Annotated in this window: 15 protein-coding genes; 9 read left to right on the top strand and 6 right to left on the bottom strand. The window is 47.5% G+C overall.

What is annotated here, in order from left to right; genetic code table 11:
- Positions 1-6 precede the first annotated feature (6 nt).
- The 8 genes from malQ to IKW96_RS14510 all read left to right on the top strand — a co-directional run bounded on the left by malQ (position 7) and on the right by IKW96_RS14510 (position 6599).
- On the top strand, positions 7-1479 hold the full coding sequence (malQ, locus tag IKW96_RS14545; protein ID WP_296576534.1) for a 4-alpha-glucanotransferase: 1473 nt from the start codon (positions 7-9) through the stop codon (positions 1477-1479).
- A gap of 118 nt (positions 1480-1597) precedes the next feature.
- Positions 1598-3943: a glycogen/starch/alpha-glucan phosphorylase gene (locus tag IKW96_RS14540; RefSeq protein WP_296576532.1), complete on the top strand. Its 2346-nt coding sequence runs from the start codon at positions 1598-1600 to the stop codon at positions 3941-3943.
- 280 nt (positions 3944-4223) lie between these two features.
- On the top strand, positions 4224-4658 hold the full coding sequence (locus IKW96_RS14535) for a hypothetical protein (protein WP_296576530.1): 435 nt from the start codon (positions 4224-4226) through the stop codon (positions 4656-4658).
- A 5-nt stretch (positions 4659-4663) separates the two neighbouring features.
- A complete protein-coding gene (locus IKW96_RS14530; protein WP_296576528.1) occupies positions 4664-5152 on the top strand; it encodes a hypothetical protein in 489 nt (162 codons plus the stop codon).
- Between the two features lie 12 nt (positions 5153-5164).
- Complete coding sequence (locus IKW96_RS14525) at positions 5165-5665, top strand: hypothetical protein (protein ID WP_296576526.1); 501 nt, start codon at positions 5165-5167, stop codon at positions 5663-5665.
- A 172-nt stretch (positions 5666-5837) separates the two neighbouring features.
- Positions 5838-5960 (top strand): hypothetical protein, encoded by a 123-nt coding sequence (locus IKW96_RS14520; protein WP_296576524.1) that lies wholly within the window; start codon positions 5838-5840, stop codon positions 5958-5960.
- Entirely contained in the window at positions 5950-6156 is a 207-nt protein-coding gene (locus IKW96_RS14515; protein WP_296576523.1) for a helix-turn-helix transcriptional regulator, read from the top strand. The genes IKW96_RS14520 and IKW96_RS14515 overlap by 11 nt, the downstream gene beginning before the upstream one ends.
- 11 nt (positions 6157-6167) lie before the next feature.
- Entirely contained in the window at positions 6168-6599 is a 432-nt protein-coding gene (locus IKW96_RS14510) for a hypothetical protein (RefSeq protein ID WP_296576521.1), read from the top strand.
- Positions 6600-6723: 124 nt separating this feature from the next.
- On the opposite strand, the gene nifJ is transcribed toward IKW96_RS14510, so the two are convergent.
- Both nifJ and IKW96_RS14500 read right to left on the bottom strand, forming a co-directional pair.
- The gene (nifJ, locus tag IKW96_RS14505) at positions 6724-10251 is read right to left on the bottom strand and encodes a pyruvate:ferredoxin (flavodoxin) oxidoreductase (RefSeq protein WP_296576640.1); all 3528 of its coding nucleotides are present in this window, start codon (positions 10249-10251) and stop codon (positions 6724-6726) included.
- A gap of 532 nt (positions 10252-10783) precedes the next feature.
- Positions 10784-11224, bottom strand: a complete 441-nt coding sequence (locus tag IKW96_RS14500) for a SpoVA/SpoVAEb family sporulation membrane protein (protein ID WP_296576519.1) — start codon at positions 11222-11224, stop codon at positions 10784-10786.
- A 150-nt stretch (positions 11225-11374) separates the two neighbouring features.
- Here IKW96_RS14500 and IKW96_RS14495 point away from each other — a divergent pair, with 150 nt between their 5' ends.
- Positions 11375-11653 (top strand): sporulation transcriptional regulator SpoIIID, encoded by a 279-nt coding sequence (locus IKW96_RS14495; RefSeq protein ID WP_296576517.1) that lies wholly within the window; start codon positions 11375-11377, stop codon positions 11651-11653.
- 111 nt (positions 11654-11764) lie between these two features.
- Here IKW96_RS14495 and IKW96_RS14490 read toward each other — a convergent pair whose 3' ends face one another.
- Genes IKW96_RS14490 through IKW96_RS14475 form a run of 4 tightly spaced genes read right to left on the bottom strand, consistent with a single transcriptional unit; the run spans position 11765 to position 16498 of the window.
- Positions 11765-13135, bottom strand: a complete 1371-nt coding sequence (locus IKW96_RS14490; RefSeq protein ID WP_296576515.1) for a DUF4340 domain-containing protein — start codon at positions 13133-13135, stop codon at positions 11765-11767.
- Entirely contained in the window at positions 13135-14721 is a 1587-nt protein-coding gene (locus IKW96_RS14485) for a Gldg family protein (protein ID WP_296576513.1), read from the bottom strand. The genes IKW96_RS14490 and IKW96_RS14485 overlap by 1 nt, the downstream gene beginning before the upstream one ends.
- 6 nt (positions 14722-14727) lie before the next feature.
- Positions 14728-15462 carry an ABC transporter permease subunit gene (locus tag IKW96_RS14480; RefSeq protein ID WP_296576511.1) on the bottom strand — a complete coding sequence of 245 codons (735 nt, stop codon included), beginning with the start codon at positions 15460-15462 and terminating at the stop codon, positions 14728-14730.
- 1 nt (position 15463) lies between these two features.
- The gene (locus IKW96_RS14475) at positions 15464-16498 is read right to left on the bottom strand and encodes an ABC transporter ATP-binding protein (RefSeq protein ID WP_296576510.1); all 1035 of its coding nucleotides are present in this window, start codon (positions 16496-16498) and stop codon (positions 15464-15466) included.
- Between the last annotated feature and the right edge of the window lie 268 nt (positions 16499-16766).

Here is a 16766-nt window from a genome sequence, read left to right as displayed (position 1 = left end):
GAATAAATGCGAAAAAGCTGTATACTTATGCATATATCGAGTCTGCCGTCAAATTACGGCATAGGCAAAATGGGAAAGGCGGCTTTCGAGTTCGTGGACTTTCTCAGGTCCGCAGGTGTGAAATGCTGGCAGATACTGCCCATTTCTCCGACGAGCTACGGAGACTCGCCATATCAGTCATTCTCGGTAAATGCAGGAAATCCTTACTTTATCGACTTTGAAGTCCTCGAAGGGGACGGACTTCTCGAGCGCCACGAATATGATATGTTCGACTGGGAAAACGAGCCGGATAAGGTGGATTATGCCCTGCTCTATGATAACTGCTACGACGTTCTGCGTATCGCCTTTGAACGCTTCAAGCCAGCTAAGTTCCCCGATTACAGGAAGTTCTGCACGGAGAACAAGAAGTGGCTCGACGAGTATGCACTTTTCATGGCGCTGAAATTCCGCTTTGAGGGAAAGCCCTGGTACTCATGGGACGGGGACCTCGCCATGCATAAGCCCAAGGCTGTTGCACAGGCGAAAAAGGACCTCAAAAAAGATGTAAATTTCCATAAATTCATACAGTTCGAGTTCAGCCGTCAGTGGAAGGAGCTGAAAAAGTACGCCAACGACAGCGGTATCGAGATAATCGGCGATATTCCCATATACTGTGCCCTCGACAGCGTTGAGGCGTGGGCTTCGCCTAAGCTTTTCTACTTTGACAAGGAGCGCAGACCTATTGCCGTTGCAGGCTGTCCTCCCGATGATTTCTCGCCGCTGGGACAGCTCTGGGGCAATCCGCTCTACGACTGGGACTATCATAAAAAGACAGGCTATGAGTGGTGGATAGACCGTATCGGCGCGGCTTCGAGGCTCTACGATATAGTCCGTATCGACCATTTCCGCGGCTTTGAGAGCTATTACACCATTCCCTACGGAAACGAGGACGCTACTGTGGGCGAGTGGAAAAAAGGTCCGAACTATGAGCTTTTCAAGCTCGCCGAAAAAAAGTTGGGCAAGCTGAAAATAATCGCCGAGGACCTGGGCTTTATTACTCCCGAGGTAAGGAAAATGCTGGACAAATGCGGATATCCGGGCATGAAGGTGCTGCAGTTCGCGTTCAGCGACGGAGTAAACGAGTATCTGCCCCATAATTTCAGGAGTACGAATTACTTTGCATACACGGGCACCCATGACAATGAGACTCTCAGCGGCTGGGTGGACGACCTGGATAAGAAGTCGCTGAAATTCGCCATGAAATACCTCAACGTCAAGAAGAAAAAGGACATTCCCGACGCTGTGATACGCGCTGCATGGGGAAGCGTCGCAGAGGTGGCTGCGGCTCAGATACAGGACTTCCTTGAAAGTCCGCCCGAGGGAAGAATGAACACTCCCTCGACTCTCGGCGGAAACTGGCAGTTCCGCACGAAGAAGTCGGACTTTACACCAGAGCTTGCAAAGAAAATACGTAAGCTGAATAAAATGTATAATCGCTGAATAGTTGAGAGTGGAGAGTTAAGAGTTAAGATGTGACTTGTCGGTCACATCTATGAATATCATTTAAAAGAAAAACGCAACTCAAAACCCTTAACTTTAAGAATAGGAGCAAGGGAATATGGATAAGAAATTGTTTATGGAAAAGTTTACGGGAAGACTTCCCAAGGATATAAAAAGCGCTTCGCCGCAGCAGCTTCACGACGCTCTCGGTAAGACCGTAATGGAGATGTTTGCAGACCGCTGGGAAAATGCCCGTCAGGAGCACCTTTCAAAGCGCCGTGCGGCTTACCTTTCAATGGAGTTCCTTGTGGGAAGGGCGGTTTACAATAATCTTCTGGTTCTCGGCATTTACGACGAGGCAGGCGAGGTATTCAGGGAGCTCGGGCTCGATCCTGCAGACCTTGAAGAGATAGAGGACGCTGCTCTCGGAAACGGCGGCCTCGGCAGACTTGCTGCCTGCTTTCTTGACAGCGCCGCAACGCTGGGACTTCCCCTTGACGGCTATGGCATTCGCTATAAATACGGACTTTTCAAGCAGTCAATAGTTGATGGCTTTCAGCGCGAGGATATCGACGACTGGACGAAATACGGCGATCCGTGGTCAGTCCGCTGCGACGAGGACACTGTCCTCATAGAGTACAGCGGTCAGACCGTTAAGGCTGTGCCTTATGATATGCCCGTATTCGGTTTCCGTACTGAGAATGTGGGAACTCTCAGACTGTGGCAGGCTGAGCCTGTAAAGGAGTTCGACTTCGATGTGTTCAACAAGCAGGACTACCTTGAGGCTTCAAAGGAGAAGATATACGCTGAGGACATATCCCGTGTGCTTTATCCTAACGATGATACCGACGAGGGCAAGAAGCTCCGTCTGAAGCAGCAGTACTTCTTCAGCTGTGCTTCCCTTACCGATATATTAAAGAAGCACAAGGCGCGTTTCGGAACTCTCGACAATTTAGCTGACTATATATCGGTTCAGCTCAATGATACGCACCCTGTTATATCTATCCCCGAGCTCATAAGACAGCTTGTGGACAACGAGGGCTTCACCTTTGAGAAAGCCCTTGATATGGCAAAGAAGATATTCAATTATACAAACCATACCGTAATGCAGGAGGCTCTCGAAAAGTGGCGTACAGACCTTGTGGAGGAGCTCCTTCCGAGGATATACGCTATTATCATTCAGATAAACGAGGCTCTCATTGCCGAAATGTACGCCTCGGGAGTTGAAAAGGAAAAGATAAGCCGCATCAGGATAATCAAGAAGGACCTTATCCATATGGCGGATATGGCGTGTTATGCTTCGGGGCATATAAACGGTGTTGCGGAGATCCACACTCAGATACTCAAGGATACTGTCCTTGCGGACTGGTTCAGCCTTTATCCCCAGCGTTTCCGCAACGAGACAAACGGTATAACTCAGCGCCGCTGGATAGCACTCTGCAACAGGGAGCTCTCCGCTTATATCACGGAGCTTCTCGGCGGAGATGACTGGATAAACGACCTCGATAAGCTGAAAGAGCTTTCAAAATATGCCGACGATGAGAATGTGCTCCGCCGTTTTGTTGATATCAAGCAGGGCAAGAAGCGTCAGCTTGCGGAGTTCATCAAGGCTCACGACGGTATTGATATTGATGAAAACTCCGTTTTCGATATCCAGATAAAGAGACTTCATGAGTACAAGAGACAGCTTCTCAATGCTTTCTCCATACTTTGGATTTACTACGGCATAAAGGACGGAAGTATCACGGACTTTACGCCCACAACCTTTATTTTCGGAGCCAAGTCTGCCCCAGGTTACCGCCGTGCAAAGGCGATAATCAAGTTCATCAACGAGGTGGGCAGGATAGTTTCTGAGGATAAGGACACCCGCGGCCTTATAAAGGTAGTTTTCGTGCAGAATTATAATGTTTCCTATGCGGAAAAGCTTGTGGCGGCGGCTGATGTCTCGGAGCAGATATCCACAGCAGGCACCGAGGCAAGCGGTACGGGAAATATGAAGCTCATGCTCAACGGCGCGGTAACTCTCGGTACCTACGACGGAGCTAATATCGAAATAGTGCAGGAGGCAGGGGAGGAGAACAATTATATCTTCGGCGCCCGTGTCGAGGAGCTTGAAAATATAGTTCCCGAGTACGACAGCAGAAGCATCTTCTCGTCAGACAGCATGGTTCGCAAAGTCGTTTCCTCGCTTATCGACGGTACTGTTTCAGACGGCGGCAGCGGTGACTTCCACGAGTTGTATATGGCTCTCCTTGACGGTGCGAGCTGGCACGCTCCCGACCATTATTACCTCCTCGGCGATATGAGGGACTACGTGGAGACAAAGCTTCGCTGCATAAACGACTACAGCAGCAACAGGCTCGCATTTGCACGTAAGCAGTGGCTGAATATGTGCAATGCAGGCAAGTTCAGCTCCGACAGAACCATTGCCGATTACGCCGAGAATATATGGGGAATAAAATAAGTCCTCTGTTACAGTGATACTCAAGCAGCAGCTTGTACATTAGTACCTCTCTGTAAGGGGGCTGAAATGAAGGGGTATTAAACGGAAAACCGTTTAATAAGAAAAAAATAATTTTCAGTTTCTCTGTTTTGTATAAAATCATACGCACGGACTTGTGAGAATTTCATAAGTCCGTGCTTTTTTTCAGTGACATTTGTCACTCGGAAAGTGACATCTGACACCTTAAAAAAGCTCCTTTTCTGTGGTATCATTATATCAGAAAAGAAAAGGAGGAGAGCTTATGAAAAAGTCGGAAAAAATACTGCTTATAATATCGGCTGTGCTTACAGCTGTGGGAGCGGTATCTGTGATCTTTGCTTGGGCTTCGGCATTTTTGCTTGCTGTCGGTATCAGCATGGGCTTCTGCACTGTGCTGTCGCATTTCCTCGGAAAGAGCAGCGCTGAGAAAATGCCATGGTGGCTGGTACTGCTGTTCATACTTTCTTTCCTCCCTGCTGCTCTCTGCATTTACTGGTCGGCGGACGCAGGTATAAACGGTACGGGCGGAAGTATGATATTCCGTGAAAAACACGGCTGGGAGGCGTTTTCGGAAACGCTGTTCATATCATCGTTCCTTATGACTGTTTTCCCTGTGATACCTATGGCGGTCATAGTTCAGGTGAAATTCATAAAGCGTATCATAAGCATAAGAAAACATTATCGTGAGAGGAGCTGAGTTGTATGAATAAGGTGGAAAAAGTTCTTATAGGCGTATTTGGTCTCGGTATACTGATCTTTCTTGCTTACTGCATAACAGAGGGCATAACGGGTTTCGGACTTGCTCACGGCTTTGAAAAGGGCTATTGTTCCGAGTTCGGCGTGATACTGGTAGTTTCCTGCCTCGGACTTTTTGCAGTGCTTGTTTCCCATGCAATGAGGAACAGGAAGAACAAAGGAAAAAAGGCTATAACAAATGCGGACAGGATATGGTTCAGACTGTCGTTCGTGCCGTTTCTGCTCATGCTTCTGTACGGAGTTTACTCCGCGTTCTTCGGCATTGATTTCCTTTGGTCAAGGAGCTATGGTCTGGACGCGTTTCTTATCGCAGTGCTGTTCGGTGGGATAGCGCTGGTAGTTGTTCCCGTTCTGCCGCTGTGTATCGTATGGCAGGTTATTTATCTGATAAGACGCCGCAAAGTGAAAAAGGCTGAGACTGCGGCTTTACAGTAAGGAGATGTTATTATGAAAAAATGGGAAAAAGTATGCATGATAATATTCGGTTCATTTATAGGGCTGTTTATTATGGAGCTCGTCTACAGGTGCGGAGTGCTGAAGGAAAGTCTTGATTACAATTTCTTCGACCCGTTCACACTTGTTATAGTATGGGGCTTTGCTATATCGGTAGTTGGTTCTCTTGTGATACTGGTATCCACAAGGCTGAGAAAGCGCGTTGAAAAGGAGCAGAAGCCCATATCTCCTGCCTACAGGGCAAGCTTCATCCTGAGCTTCATTCCGTTTATGTTCCTGATGATAAACTGCACGGCAAGTATTTTTACTGGCTTTTCATTCATGGGCTCGACATGGTACGGCTCGGAGGCGTTCTGGGATACATTCGTGTTCATCGGTATTCTCCTTTTCAGCTGCATTATCCCTGTATTCCCGTTCTGTATATTCTGGCAGATACTGTATATAATTAAGAGCATAAAGTACAGGAAGTATATGAAAGCTGTTAATAATCAGTAGGATACGCCGCTCTCGGTGTTACGAAAAACAGCTCCATGTTTTATGACATGGAGCTGTTTTTATGTTAAAAAATAAAAATATGTAAAGTGAGCTTGACAAAAAATGTAAAGCGTGCTATACTATAATCACAGAGAAGGTAAAGCGAACTTTACATAGGCGAGGAGGTAATATCATGACTGAGTTATTACACGATTTTATAAATGCGGCTTTGCCGTGGGCGACAGTTGCTACAGCGATTGCGGTCGTCTTTGTTTGCCGCGGCAGGGCAAAGAAGGAGAATAAATATGAAAAATAGGATACAGGAACTGCGGAAAGTCCGAAAGGTCACGCAGCAGGAACTTGCCGACGCGCTCAGCGTCACGCGGCAGACTATCATATCACTGGAAAACGGAAAATACAATGCTTCACTTACCCTCGCCCATAAGGCGGCGCAGTTCTTCGGCGTTTCTATCGAAGAGCTGTTCATTTTCGAGGGCGAGGAGAACCTATAAGGAGAATTATTATGGAAGAATTCAAGAAAAAAATTCAGAGAAGATTTTATTTATGCACGATGTATTGCGGTGCGGCATCGGGTACATACTTTTTGCTTCAGCATTTGATAAAAAATGCTCCCGATTTCTCACGCGGAATGATAGCAGGAGTTATGGTCGGAATGGACGTGATAGCGGTCTTTTTGATGATAAAATATCTTATGCTGCTCCGCAATGAGAAAAAGCTGAAAGAGGAGTACATAAAATCGACTGACGAGCGCAATATTGCCATAAGCAAGGAGACTATGCGTACAGCCTCTGTGGTAAGCCTTATGCTTACGGCTATTGCGGTAATAGTATCAGGATTTTTCAGCAAAGTCATAGCTACTACGCTGTTTGCTGAAATGACGGCAAGTGCGTTGATAACAGTTATTGTCAATATATTCTATAAGAAGAAAATGTAATAAAAAACTCCCCGGTACCTGTTCGTATCGGGGAGATTTATTATATTCGTATGTGCACGTTGATTATAAAGCGGAAATATTTTCCGTTTAAACAGTCTTCACTGAAGAGCTTCTCTGCGAAGAATTACTTCTCAGCGAGCTTTGTGAGGTAATCGTAACGATTAGCTGCAGTCTGCTCAGCCTTAGCGAACAGCTCCTTAGCACGGTCAGGGAATGAACGTGTGAGAGCGCTGTAACGAGCCTCGTTCATGATGAAGTCCTGATAAGACTCTGTAGGAGCCTTGGAATCAAGCTGGAATGGGTTCTTGCCCTCAGCAGCAAGACGAGGATCATAACGGAAGTTATTCCAGTAGCCGCACTTAACAGCCTTTTCCATCTCAGCCTGGCAGTTAGTCATACCGCCCTTGATTGAGTGCATCTCACAAGGTGCATAACCGATGATGAGTGACGGTCCCGGATAAGACTCAGCTTCCTTGATTGCCTTGAGTGTCTGGTTCATGTCAGCACCCATAGCGATCTGTGCAACATAGATGTAGCCGTAGCTCATAGCGATATCAGCAAGGCGCTTCTTTGCAATTGCCTTACCAGCTGCTGCGAACTGTGCAACCTGACCGATGTTGGATGACTTGGAAGCCTGTCCGCCTGTGTTTGAGTAAACCTCGGTATCGAATACCATGATGTTTACATCTTCGCCTGTAGCGAGAACGTGGTCAAGACCGCCGAAGCCGATATCATAAGCCCAGCCGTCGCCGCCGAAGATCCATACGGACTTCTTGGAGAGGTAGTTCTTGTTCTCAAGGATATCTGCCTTCTTATCGCACTTGCAGTCGCACTTCTCGAGCTCAGCAACGAGTGCAGCAGTTGCAGCTGTATTCTTAGCACCGTCGTTAACAGTTGCGAGATACTCATCAGCAGCAGCCTTGATTTCTGCAGATGCCTTGTCGCTTGCAGCGATTTCCTTTACTTCCTCGATGAGTCTTTCACGGATTGCCTTCTGACCGAGATACATACCGAGACCGTGCTCAGCGTTGTCCTCGAACAGTGAGTTTGCCCATGCAGGACCGTGGCCGTTTGCATCAACAGTATATGGTGAAGTAGCAGCAGGACCGCCCCAGATTGAAGAACATCCTGTTGCGTTGGAGATATACATTCTTGAACCGAAGAGCTGTGTGATGAGTCTTGCATATGAAGTCTCGGCACAGCCTGCACATGAACCTGAGAATTCAAGAAGAGGCTTCTTGTACTGGCTGGAGATAACATTAGCGTCAGTTGCTACATCTGCCTTCTCTGTAACCTTAGCAACACAGTAATCGAATACTGCCTGCTGTGACTCCTGAGACTCTCTTGGAACCATCTTGAGTGACTTTGTCGGGCAGACACCGATACATACGCCGCAGCCCATGCAGTCCATAGCGGAAACAGCGAGAGTGTACTTGTACTCGCTCTTTACGATCGGCTTGGGAGCGATCTTGATGTTCTCCGGAGCAGCAGAAACTTCAGCGTCTGTAAGAGCGAAAGGACGGATCGTTGCGTGCGGGCAGACAAATGAACATTTGTTACACTTTGCACATGTATCCTGATTCCACTCAGGAACCATAACAGCAACTCCGCGCTTTTCATATGCAGAAGCACCCTGCTCGAATGTACCGTCAACGTGATCTGAGAATGCAGAAACAGGAAGAGTATCACCGAGCATCTTGCCTACAGGGTTCATGATGCCGTCAACCATCTTGACGAGCTTCTCTGCGCCCTCGAGCTTTGCAGGTGCGGAATTATCAACAGCATTTGCCCACTCAGCAGGAACATCGACCTTGACATAAGCATTTGCGCCTGCGTCGATTGCCTTCTCGTTCATCTGAACGATCTCGATACCCTTCTTCATGAACTTCTGAGCCTTTTCCTTCATGTAGCCGATCGCCTCAGCCTCAGGAAGAACCTTTGAAAGTGAGAAGAATGCAGACTGGAGGATGGTGTTGGTACGCTTGCCAAGACCGATCTCCTGTGCAAGGTCTATTGCGTTAACCAGATAGAGCTGGATATTGTTCTTTGCGATATACTGCTTTGTATCAGCTGTGAGGTGCTGATCGAGCTCCTCAGGCTTCCACTGGCAGTTGATGAGGAATACACCGCCGGGCTTTACATCGTTTACCATCTTGTAACCCTTGAGTATGTAGGAAGGATTGTGACATGCAACAAAGTCAGCCTTGTTGATGTAGTAAGGGCTCTTGATAGGCTTATCGCCGAAACGGAGGTGTGAGATTGTGATACCACCGGTCTTCTTGGAGTCATACTGGAAGTATGCCTGAACGTACTTGTTGGTATGGTCGCCGATGATCTTGATAGAGTCCTTGTTTGCGCCAACGGTGCCGTCGCCGCCGAGACCCCAGAACTTGCACTCGATAGTGCCTTCTGCTGCAGTATTCGGAGCATCTTCCTCAGCGAGTGAGAGGTTTGTAACATCGTCAACGATACCGAGTGTGAACTGCGGCTTAGGATCAGCCTTTGCGAGCTCTGCATAAACAGCGAATACAGATGCAGGAGGAGTATCCTTTGAACCGAGACCGTAACGGCCGCCGATTACCTTGATACCGTTTCTGCCTGTAACATTAAGAGCTGCAACTACATCGAGGTAAAGAGGCTCACCGAGAGAACCGGGCTCCTTTGTTCTGTCAAGTACAGCGATCGTCTTTGCTGTTGCAGGGATTGCCTCAGCAAGCTTTTCAGCTGAGAACGGACGGAACAGGCGAACCTTAACGATACCGACCTTCTCACCCTTCTTGTTCAGGTAGTCGATAACTTCCTCAGCAACGTCGCAGATCGAACCCATTGCAACGATAACACGGTCTGCATCAGGAGCACCGTAGTAATTGAAGAGCTTGTAGTCAGTGCCGAGCTTTGCGTTTACCTTGCCCATGTACTCCTCAACGATAGCAGGAACAGCATTGTAGTAGGAGTTGCAAGCCTCACGGTGCTGGAAGAAGATATCACCGTTCTCGTGAGAACCACGCATTGTCGGATTTTCAGGATTAAGAGCACGCTCGCGGAATGCCTTTACAGCATCCATATCGCACATTTCCTTCAGATCCTCGTAATCCCATGTCTCGATCTTCTGGATCTCGTGGGATGTACGGAAACCGTCGAAGAAGTTGATGAAAGGAACGCGGCTCTTGATTGAAGCGAGATGAGCAACAGCAGCGAGATCCATAACTTCCTGCGGGTTTGTCTCAGCGAGCATTGCAAAACCTGTCTGACGGCAAGCATAAACGTCAGAGTGGTCGCCGAAAATGTTCAGTGCGTGAGAAGCAACGCAGCGTGCAGAAACATGGAATACGCAAGGAAGCAGCTCACCTGCGATCTTGTACATATTCGGGATCATGAGGAGAAGTCCCTGTGATGCTGTGTATGTAGTTGTGAGTGCACCAGCGTTCAGAGAACCGTGAACAGTACCGGCTGCACCAGCTTCAGACTGCATCTCCTCAACCTTAACGGTAGTGCCGAAAATGTTCTTTACACCCTGAGCAGACCACTGATCAACATAGTCTGCCATCGGGCTGGAAGGTGTGATCGGGTAGATACCGGCAACTTCCGTGAAGGCGTAAGAAACATATGCAGCGGCATTATTACCGTCCATTGTTTTCATTTTTCTTTTGATTGCCATAGGAATGACCTCCTAAATATTATAATAATTAGGTTATAGAAGTGGTTAGCGGGTGATAACGTTAACCAAATATAACTACTGTGAAATATTATACCACAAATCATAATCTTTGTAAACACTTTTTTTGCTGACTTGTTACAAAATTATCAGGCGTTTTTTTAGCAATATGTCTATATAAAGCCGTTTGTCTGACAATGTCCGCAGCTGCGGCAGAATAAATATGTACAGCTGTCAGTGATTTTAACGGGCGTTGTGAAAAATGTATTACTAAGATTGCTTAAAGTTGTGTATTTTGACAAAAGTTAGGGGATTTGCTTGACGAAAGGTCAGAAATAAGGTATAATAACTACAGTGTTAAGATTTATTTAACACTCGTTTTGTTGTCTCCTTTCTTTTGTTCTACACATATTTATTTTTATCTGTTTATCTAAGACAAGCAGGGCTTTATGCCCTGCCTTTTTTTGCTTATACGGGAGGGAACGGTTATGTCAGGTGACGGACGGATAATATCCGCCCCTCTGCAGGTTTATCGGGCAGTAAAATAGTATATCACGCCGTAGATACTTGCTGCTGTGCAGCCGTACAGGAGTACGGGGCCTGCTATGGTGAATATCTTTGCTCCTACGCCGAGAATGGGTCCCTCTGAACGTGCTTCTATGGCGCATGAGCTTATGGCGTTTGAAAAGCCTGTTATGGGGACGAGCGTTCCTGCGCCTGCGAGCTTTGCGAGCCGCTGGTACCAGCCGAAGCCGGTGCATATTGAGCTTATCCCCACAAGGATTATGGAAGTCCATGTGCCTGCCGCTGTTCTGTCAAGTCCGCAGGCTTCGAGGAGGGAGAGCAGTATCTGTCCTATGGCGCAGACAGTTCCACCCACTAAAAATGCGGCTGTTATGTTGGCTTTGGAGTTGGACTTCGGTGAAGCCTGCCGCGTCATATCGCTGTAAAGCTCGGGGGTTATCTTCATATTATCAGCTCCTTTGCGGTAGTATGTGCGTTTTTGCGCAAATTATTCGTTCAATCATAATTTGGCAAAGTTAAATTTTGATTTAACGTAACATCTATTTCTTTTTTATGACATATACATTAGTAAACGTCATGAAAAGAGGTGATGTGTTTGAAAACTCAGCCTGAGGGGCGGGCGGTCATGCTCGGGAAGTTCATAACCGAAAACAAGGCTACAGTAAGAGCTGCCGCCAAGTATTTCGGTATCTCAAAGAGCACTGTCCATAAAGATGTGAGCGAGCGGCTAAGAACGGACGATCCCGAGCTTTATGCGAAAGTAAAGGATATTCTTGAAATAAACAAGCAGGAACGCCATATACGCGGCGGTCTTGCCACAAAAAGGAAGTACGAAGCTATGACTTGTCATAAAAAAGGACGGTTTTACAGATAAAAGGAAGCTATGGCTGCAGGGCTGACGCCCGCATCAGCCCGTGAATAAATGATTAAAAACATATTTTTTCGACAAACTGAAAAAAGCAGCACATGATGTGCTGCTTTTTCTTTATATATTCGCCAGTTTCTTGAACTTCAGGTAGAAGTCGCTGACCGTGTTTCTTCCTGTGAGCATTGATTCGTCCACGTATGCACCGATGTATTTTCCGTCGCGGAATACATAGTAGATTGTGTCTTCACCCTTTACAAGGTCGATCTTTATGCTGCCGCCCTCTTTGAGAAGGAACTCGGCAGACAGCTCAGGGTCTTTCAGCTCGGGTTTTGCCTCTGCGTCCGTGCCTTTGAGCTTGAGTATAGAGAACGAGTTGTAGAAGTTGGTGAACGCAAGATATGTCTCGGAAGAATCGATATCTACACTCTTTCCGTTGTAGGTGCATTCCTTTGCGTCGTTGTCAAGCGTGCACTTATCGTCGTTTTCACGGAATTTGAAGCTGAATCCGCTTATGTTGTAATAGCTTGCGGTATTGTAGTTCTGAACGATGTAGTCATATGCGGTCTTCTGGGTGAAATCAAGGTCTGCGGTGTAGTACATCTCCACCTGTTCCTTGTCCACGAGGACGTAGCAGTACTTAGGGTCGCTTTCGTTTATGCTTACGAGAAGATGTCTCTCGCTTCCGTCAAGTCCCTTTACAACAGCCTCGCCGTAGGGCTTGTCAAAGCCGTACTTGGTGAGGTCGTCAAGCTTTTCGTCCATCATTTCCTCAGCTTCGAGACGGACGATGTTGTTGAAGGTAGCTGTTACCTCGGTCTGGTCGAGAGTTACCTGTGAGTAGTATGCAGGAAGTTCCCATTTGCTGCCGTCCTCGTCAAAGGTGAGGTCGCAGAGTATCTTTCCGTCCTTGTAAGTGGTTACTTCCTTGAGGTCGTAAAGCGTGTACGGAAGAAGCTCCTTGTTCTTGATGAGGAGCCTGTCCAGCTTGAGGACGCTTCCGCGCATGAGCTCCAGCGCATAGACGTTCTTCTTGCCGTCGACCGTTGCGTAGTAGTACTCGCCTGTGGGGCTCATGTTGCCGATAGTTATGGTATGTGTGCCCTTTGGCTCGGTTATCTCCACCTTGTCGGCGTTGTCGAGGCCGTACATTTTCAGCTTTTCGTCGGTTATCTCGCCGTAGTTCTCAACGGCTGTGAGGTTTGAGCAGTAGGTGCATATGAGCTGACAGTAGGTCTGATCCACGGGAAATTCTCCCGATTCAAGGATCCATTTTTCGCCGTCGAGCTTGCAGGTATAGGACTCGTCGCCCTTTGTGAAAACTATCTGTGTGGGGGAGTAGGGATCAAAGTCGAACAGGACGTTGTCGTTTATCTCCTCCTGTATCTTATTGTCTTCCTTGTTTTTCTTATCCTTGAAGAAGAGCATGGTTCCTATGGAAGCTCCTGCCATAAGGATCAGCACTATAAGTGCGATTATTCGTTTATTCATCAGGAATTTCTCCTTCTAAGCCATACGAAGGCTCCGATCGCTGCGATTATTGCAGGGAAGATATAGAGTATAGCTATGATGCCGTTTGCGTCGCCGGAATCCTGGAATACCATGTGGTCGTAGGAGTTTATCTTGTTGCCTACGCCGAACTGCACTTCACTGTCATAAAGCCATGTGTTTGAGAATACCGTGAGCATTCTTGTGCCGCTGGTGCTTGATACTTCTTCAGAGGCTTGTGACAGCTCAACGGTCGGAGTGCATATAACGTCGTCTATAGGAGCGGTAGAACCGATAACTATGAGCTTTGCGCCTGATTTCTTATTGTAGGAGTAGTATCCGAAATCAAGGGAGATATTGCTGAGCTTTTCGTCTGCCTCTTTTGCAGTTGTCTCATCGCCGCCCATTGACTTGCTGACAGTTGACCAGAAGTGATTTCCGTTCGCGTCAACATTCTCAGTGTTCCTGATGATAGATGAACGCTCTACGTATGCAGCGGCAGGGAATGAGTCGTCAGGTATCTCGGTAAGGCTTCTCGGGTAGGAGATGCCTGCAATGATTTTCGTTTTTTGCTTGCTGTCCTCTGCCGAGACACCGTTGAGTATCATGTTCAGGTCGGTTGTAAGATCCTGTGTGAGCTCTGCGCCTGACTGAGCGCCTGCCGGGTATTCTACGCGGAGGTAGTTCTCGCTCTGCTTTCTGTCGGGGTCGTTGAGCTTATTATAATCCAGAGTCTCGGTAACGATGTTGTAATCGAGGATAAGTCCGAACTCCTCCATTATCTTTTCGATGTTGTAAAAGCGGCCCTTTGTATCGCATGGGTCGAGGAGGAAGGACATTGCGCCGCCGTTGTCGGCATAGTCGAGAAGGAGCTGTTTCTCCTTGTCGGTCAAGTCCTTTGTGGGGCCTGTAAGGTAGATTATCTTTGCGTCTGCGGGGATTGCTCCCTCTGCGCCGAGGTCGAGTTCCTTGACTGAATAGTTGTTTGACCTGATAGCAGCGGAGAAGTTGGAGAAATTGGTATCTATGGTCTTTTCGCCGTGTCCTGTGAGGAAGTAAACAGTGGGCAGATAGCCCTTGGAGCAGGTGTCTATAGCTGCTGCTATAAGCTCCTCGCCTGCGTACTGCTTTGAGCCGTCAGCGCCTGTCTGGAATATCTTGTCGCGGCTTACCTTTTTGATTATGCCGTTGCACTTTACGAAGATGTCGCCTTCGTAGGTGCCGAGGAGACCATCGGGGTCAAGCTCCTGTGCAAGAGCTGGGTTCTCGTTGGGGCGGAAGCAGGTGAGCCTGATATTATCCCTCTCCTCAAGCTGTGTGAGCGTATGATAGAGGGGGAGGAGGTCGGAGACTCTTGAGTCCTTGAAGTATTGGAGGAGCGAAAGATAGTAGATGTCTATCTGCTGACCGGAGGTCCTGTCAAGGAGATCGACGGTCTTCTGATCGAGAGTATACTTTTTCTTAGGCGTCATGTCGTAGCCCTTGTCGAACATTCCTGCGATGATGTTTATAGGTACGAATATCAGCAGTACAAGGAGTGCCAGCAGTAAAGCCAGTGCGCCCGAAAGGTTGAATTTCTTTTTCTTCATTTCAGCTTACCCCCTGTTCCAGCGTCTTTTCTCGATGGAAATGAAGGTCCATGCGAGAAGCACGATTACTGCCGAGCCGAAGAACACAAGATCTGAAATACGGATGAAGCCCTCGGAGAAGTATGCGAATCTCGGCTTTGCTGCGAATGAATAGATGACAGACTGGAGCTTCGGGAACTGTGAGATGAAGCCCGAGTTTGCAAATTCATCAACGTAGAGGAGTATGAACATGACTACTTCACCGATGATAGCTGCGATAATGGAGTTCTCGGTGAATGAGGAGATGAGCATACCCAGTGCGATGTACATTGCTCCCCAGCAGAATATGCCGATATAGGCGCATATGAGCTGGCTCATGACCACTTCGCCCTTGATAGCTGTGAGTATGGGGAAGAAGAATGAGCATACCAGCATGAAAATGTATACCGTGAGGTTTGCGAGGAACTTGGCTATGACTATCTTAGCCACGCTGACAGGCGAGGTCATGAGCAGCACCTCGGTGCCGTTCTTGCGCTCGTCGGCGAAGGTCCTCATAGTGAGTATGGGCAGCAGGAATATGAAGTAGAGTATTACTGCGTAGAACATCTCGGTGAACGAGAACACGATCCTGTTGGTGCCTTCAATTTTGCTGATAGAGCTTGCCAGCGGCAGAGTGAAAAGCAGCAGGAAGAGTGCTGCGATAGCGTATGCGAAAGGAGTGTAGAAGAAGGATTGCAGCTCCTTTTTATAAATAGGAAACATATTATTCTTCCTCCTTTTCTTCTGTGGATTCGTCTTCTGAAGCTTCTCCGGACTCGTCGGGCGTCTCCTCAAGGAGCTCCTCAAGACCGGATTTCTTCACGGGACGGTTTATGAGTTCAATGAATACATTTTCGAGGTTTGGCTTGTCGGTATACATTTCAAGAATGGTTACACCGCTGTCGATACACTGTGACATGATCGAGTTCCTTATTTCGTCGGAGTCGCCTTCGAGCTGTACGGCAAAGGCGTATATGCTGCTGCCCTCGTCGTCGATGTCGAGTATCTCCTTGACGCCCCTGGTCATTTCGATTATCGAGGCAGCCTTTGTCCTGTCGCCCTTGACCTTGATGTGGAGCACAAGCGAAGCCGCGAATGACTTTTCAAGGTTCTCGATAGTGTCCATTGCGCGGATATCGCCTTTGTTTATGATGATGACGCGGTCGCATACGGCGCTCACCTCGCTGAGGATATGGGAGCTGAATATGACCGAGTGGTCTTTCCTGAGGCTCTTGATGAGCGCTCTTACCTCTGCCACCTGATTGGGGTCGAGTCCGACTGTGGGCTCGTCAAGTATGAGGAACTTGGGGTCTCCCAGCAGAGCCTGTGCAAATCCCACACGCTGCTTGTAGCCCTTTGAGAGATTGCGTATCAGCTTTCCCTCCACGTCCTTGATTTTGAGCAGTCCCATAACGCGGTCGATCTCATCTTTTCGCTTGCTCTTTGGCACTCTTTTTAGTCCCGCACAGAAGGAAAGGTACTCCTTAACCTTCATATCGGGGTAAACAGGGGGTATCTCGGGGAGATATCCGATGTTGCTCTTTGCCTTTATGGGGTCTTTATTTATGTCTGAGCCGCAGATGTTGACTGTACCGTCGGACATGGGCAGGTATCCTGCTATCATGTTCATGGTAGTTGACTTTCCCGCACCGTTGGGTCCGAGGAAGCCGAGTATCTCATTATCGTTTATTGTAAAACTTATATGATTGACGGCCCGGTTATTGCCGTAAAATTTCGTAAGATTATCAATAGTGATCATGAGGCGCTCCTTTCCGATCAGAAATCATTTTTTTGAGGTAAAAGCAGGTGCAATTATCTCAGCATAACATACTGTTTTATTATCGCAGAATAATATTAACACAAGATGAACAAAATGTGAATAAAAAGTTAATTTGACATGAAGTGCTGAAATCATTATATCATGTCGAATGCACGCTGACAGGTAAATATTATAGCTATTGTGTGAGGATTTTGTGTGGAAAAATTGAGAAGCAGACGAATGTTTGCAGGCTTTGTTACTAAGCGAA

This window comes from Ruminococcus sp., assembly GCF_017549005.1.
GTDB lineage: Bacteria > Bacillota > Clostridia > Oscillospirales > Ruminococcaceae > Ruminococcus.
Note: the sequence above shows the minus strand (reverse complement) of the source record. Positions and strands in the feature narration are given on the sequence as shown.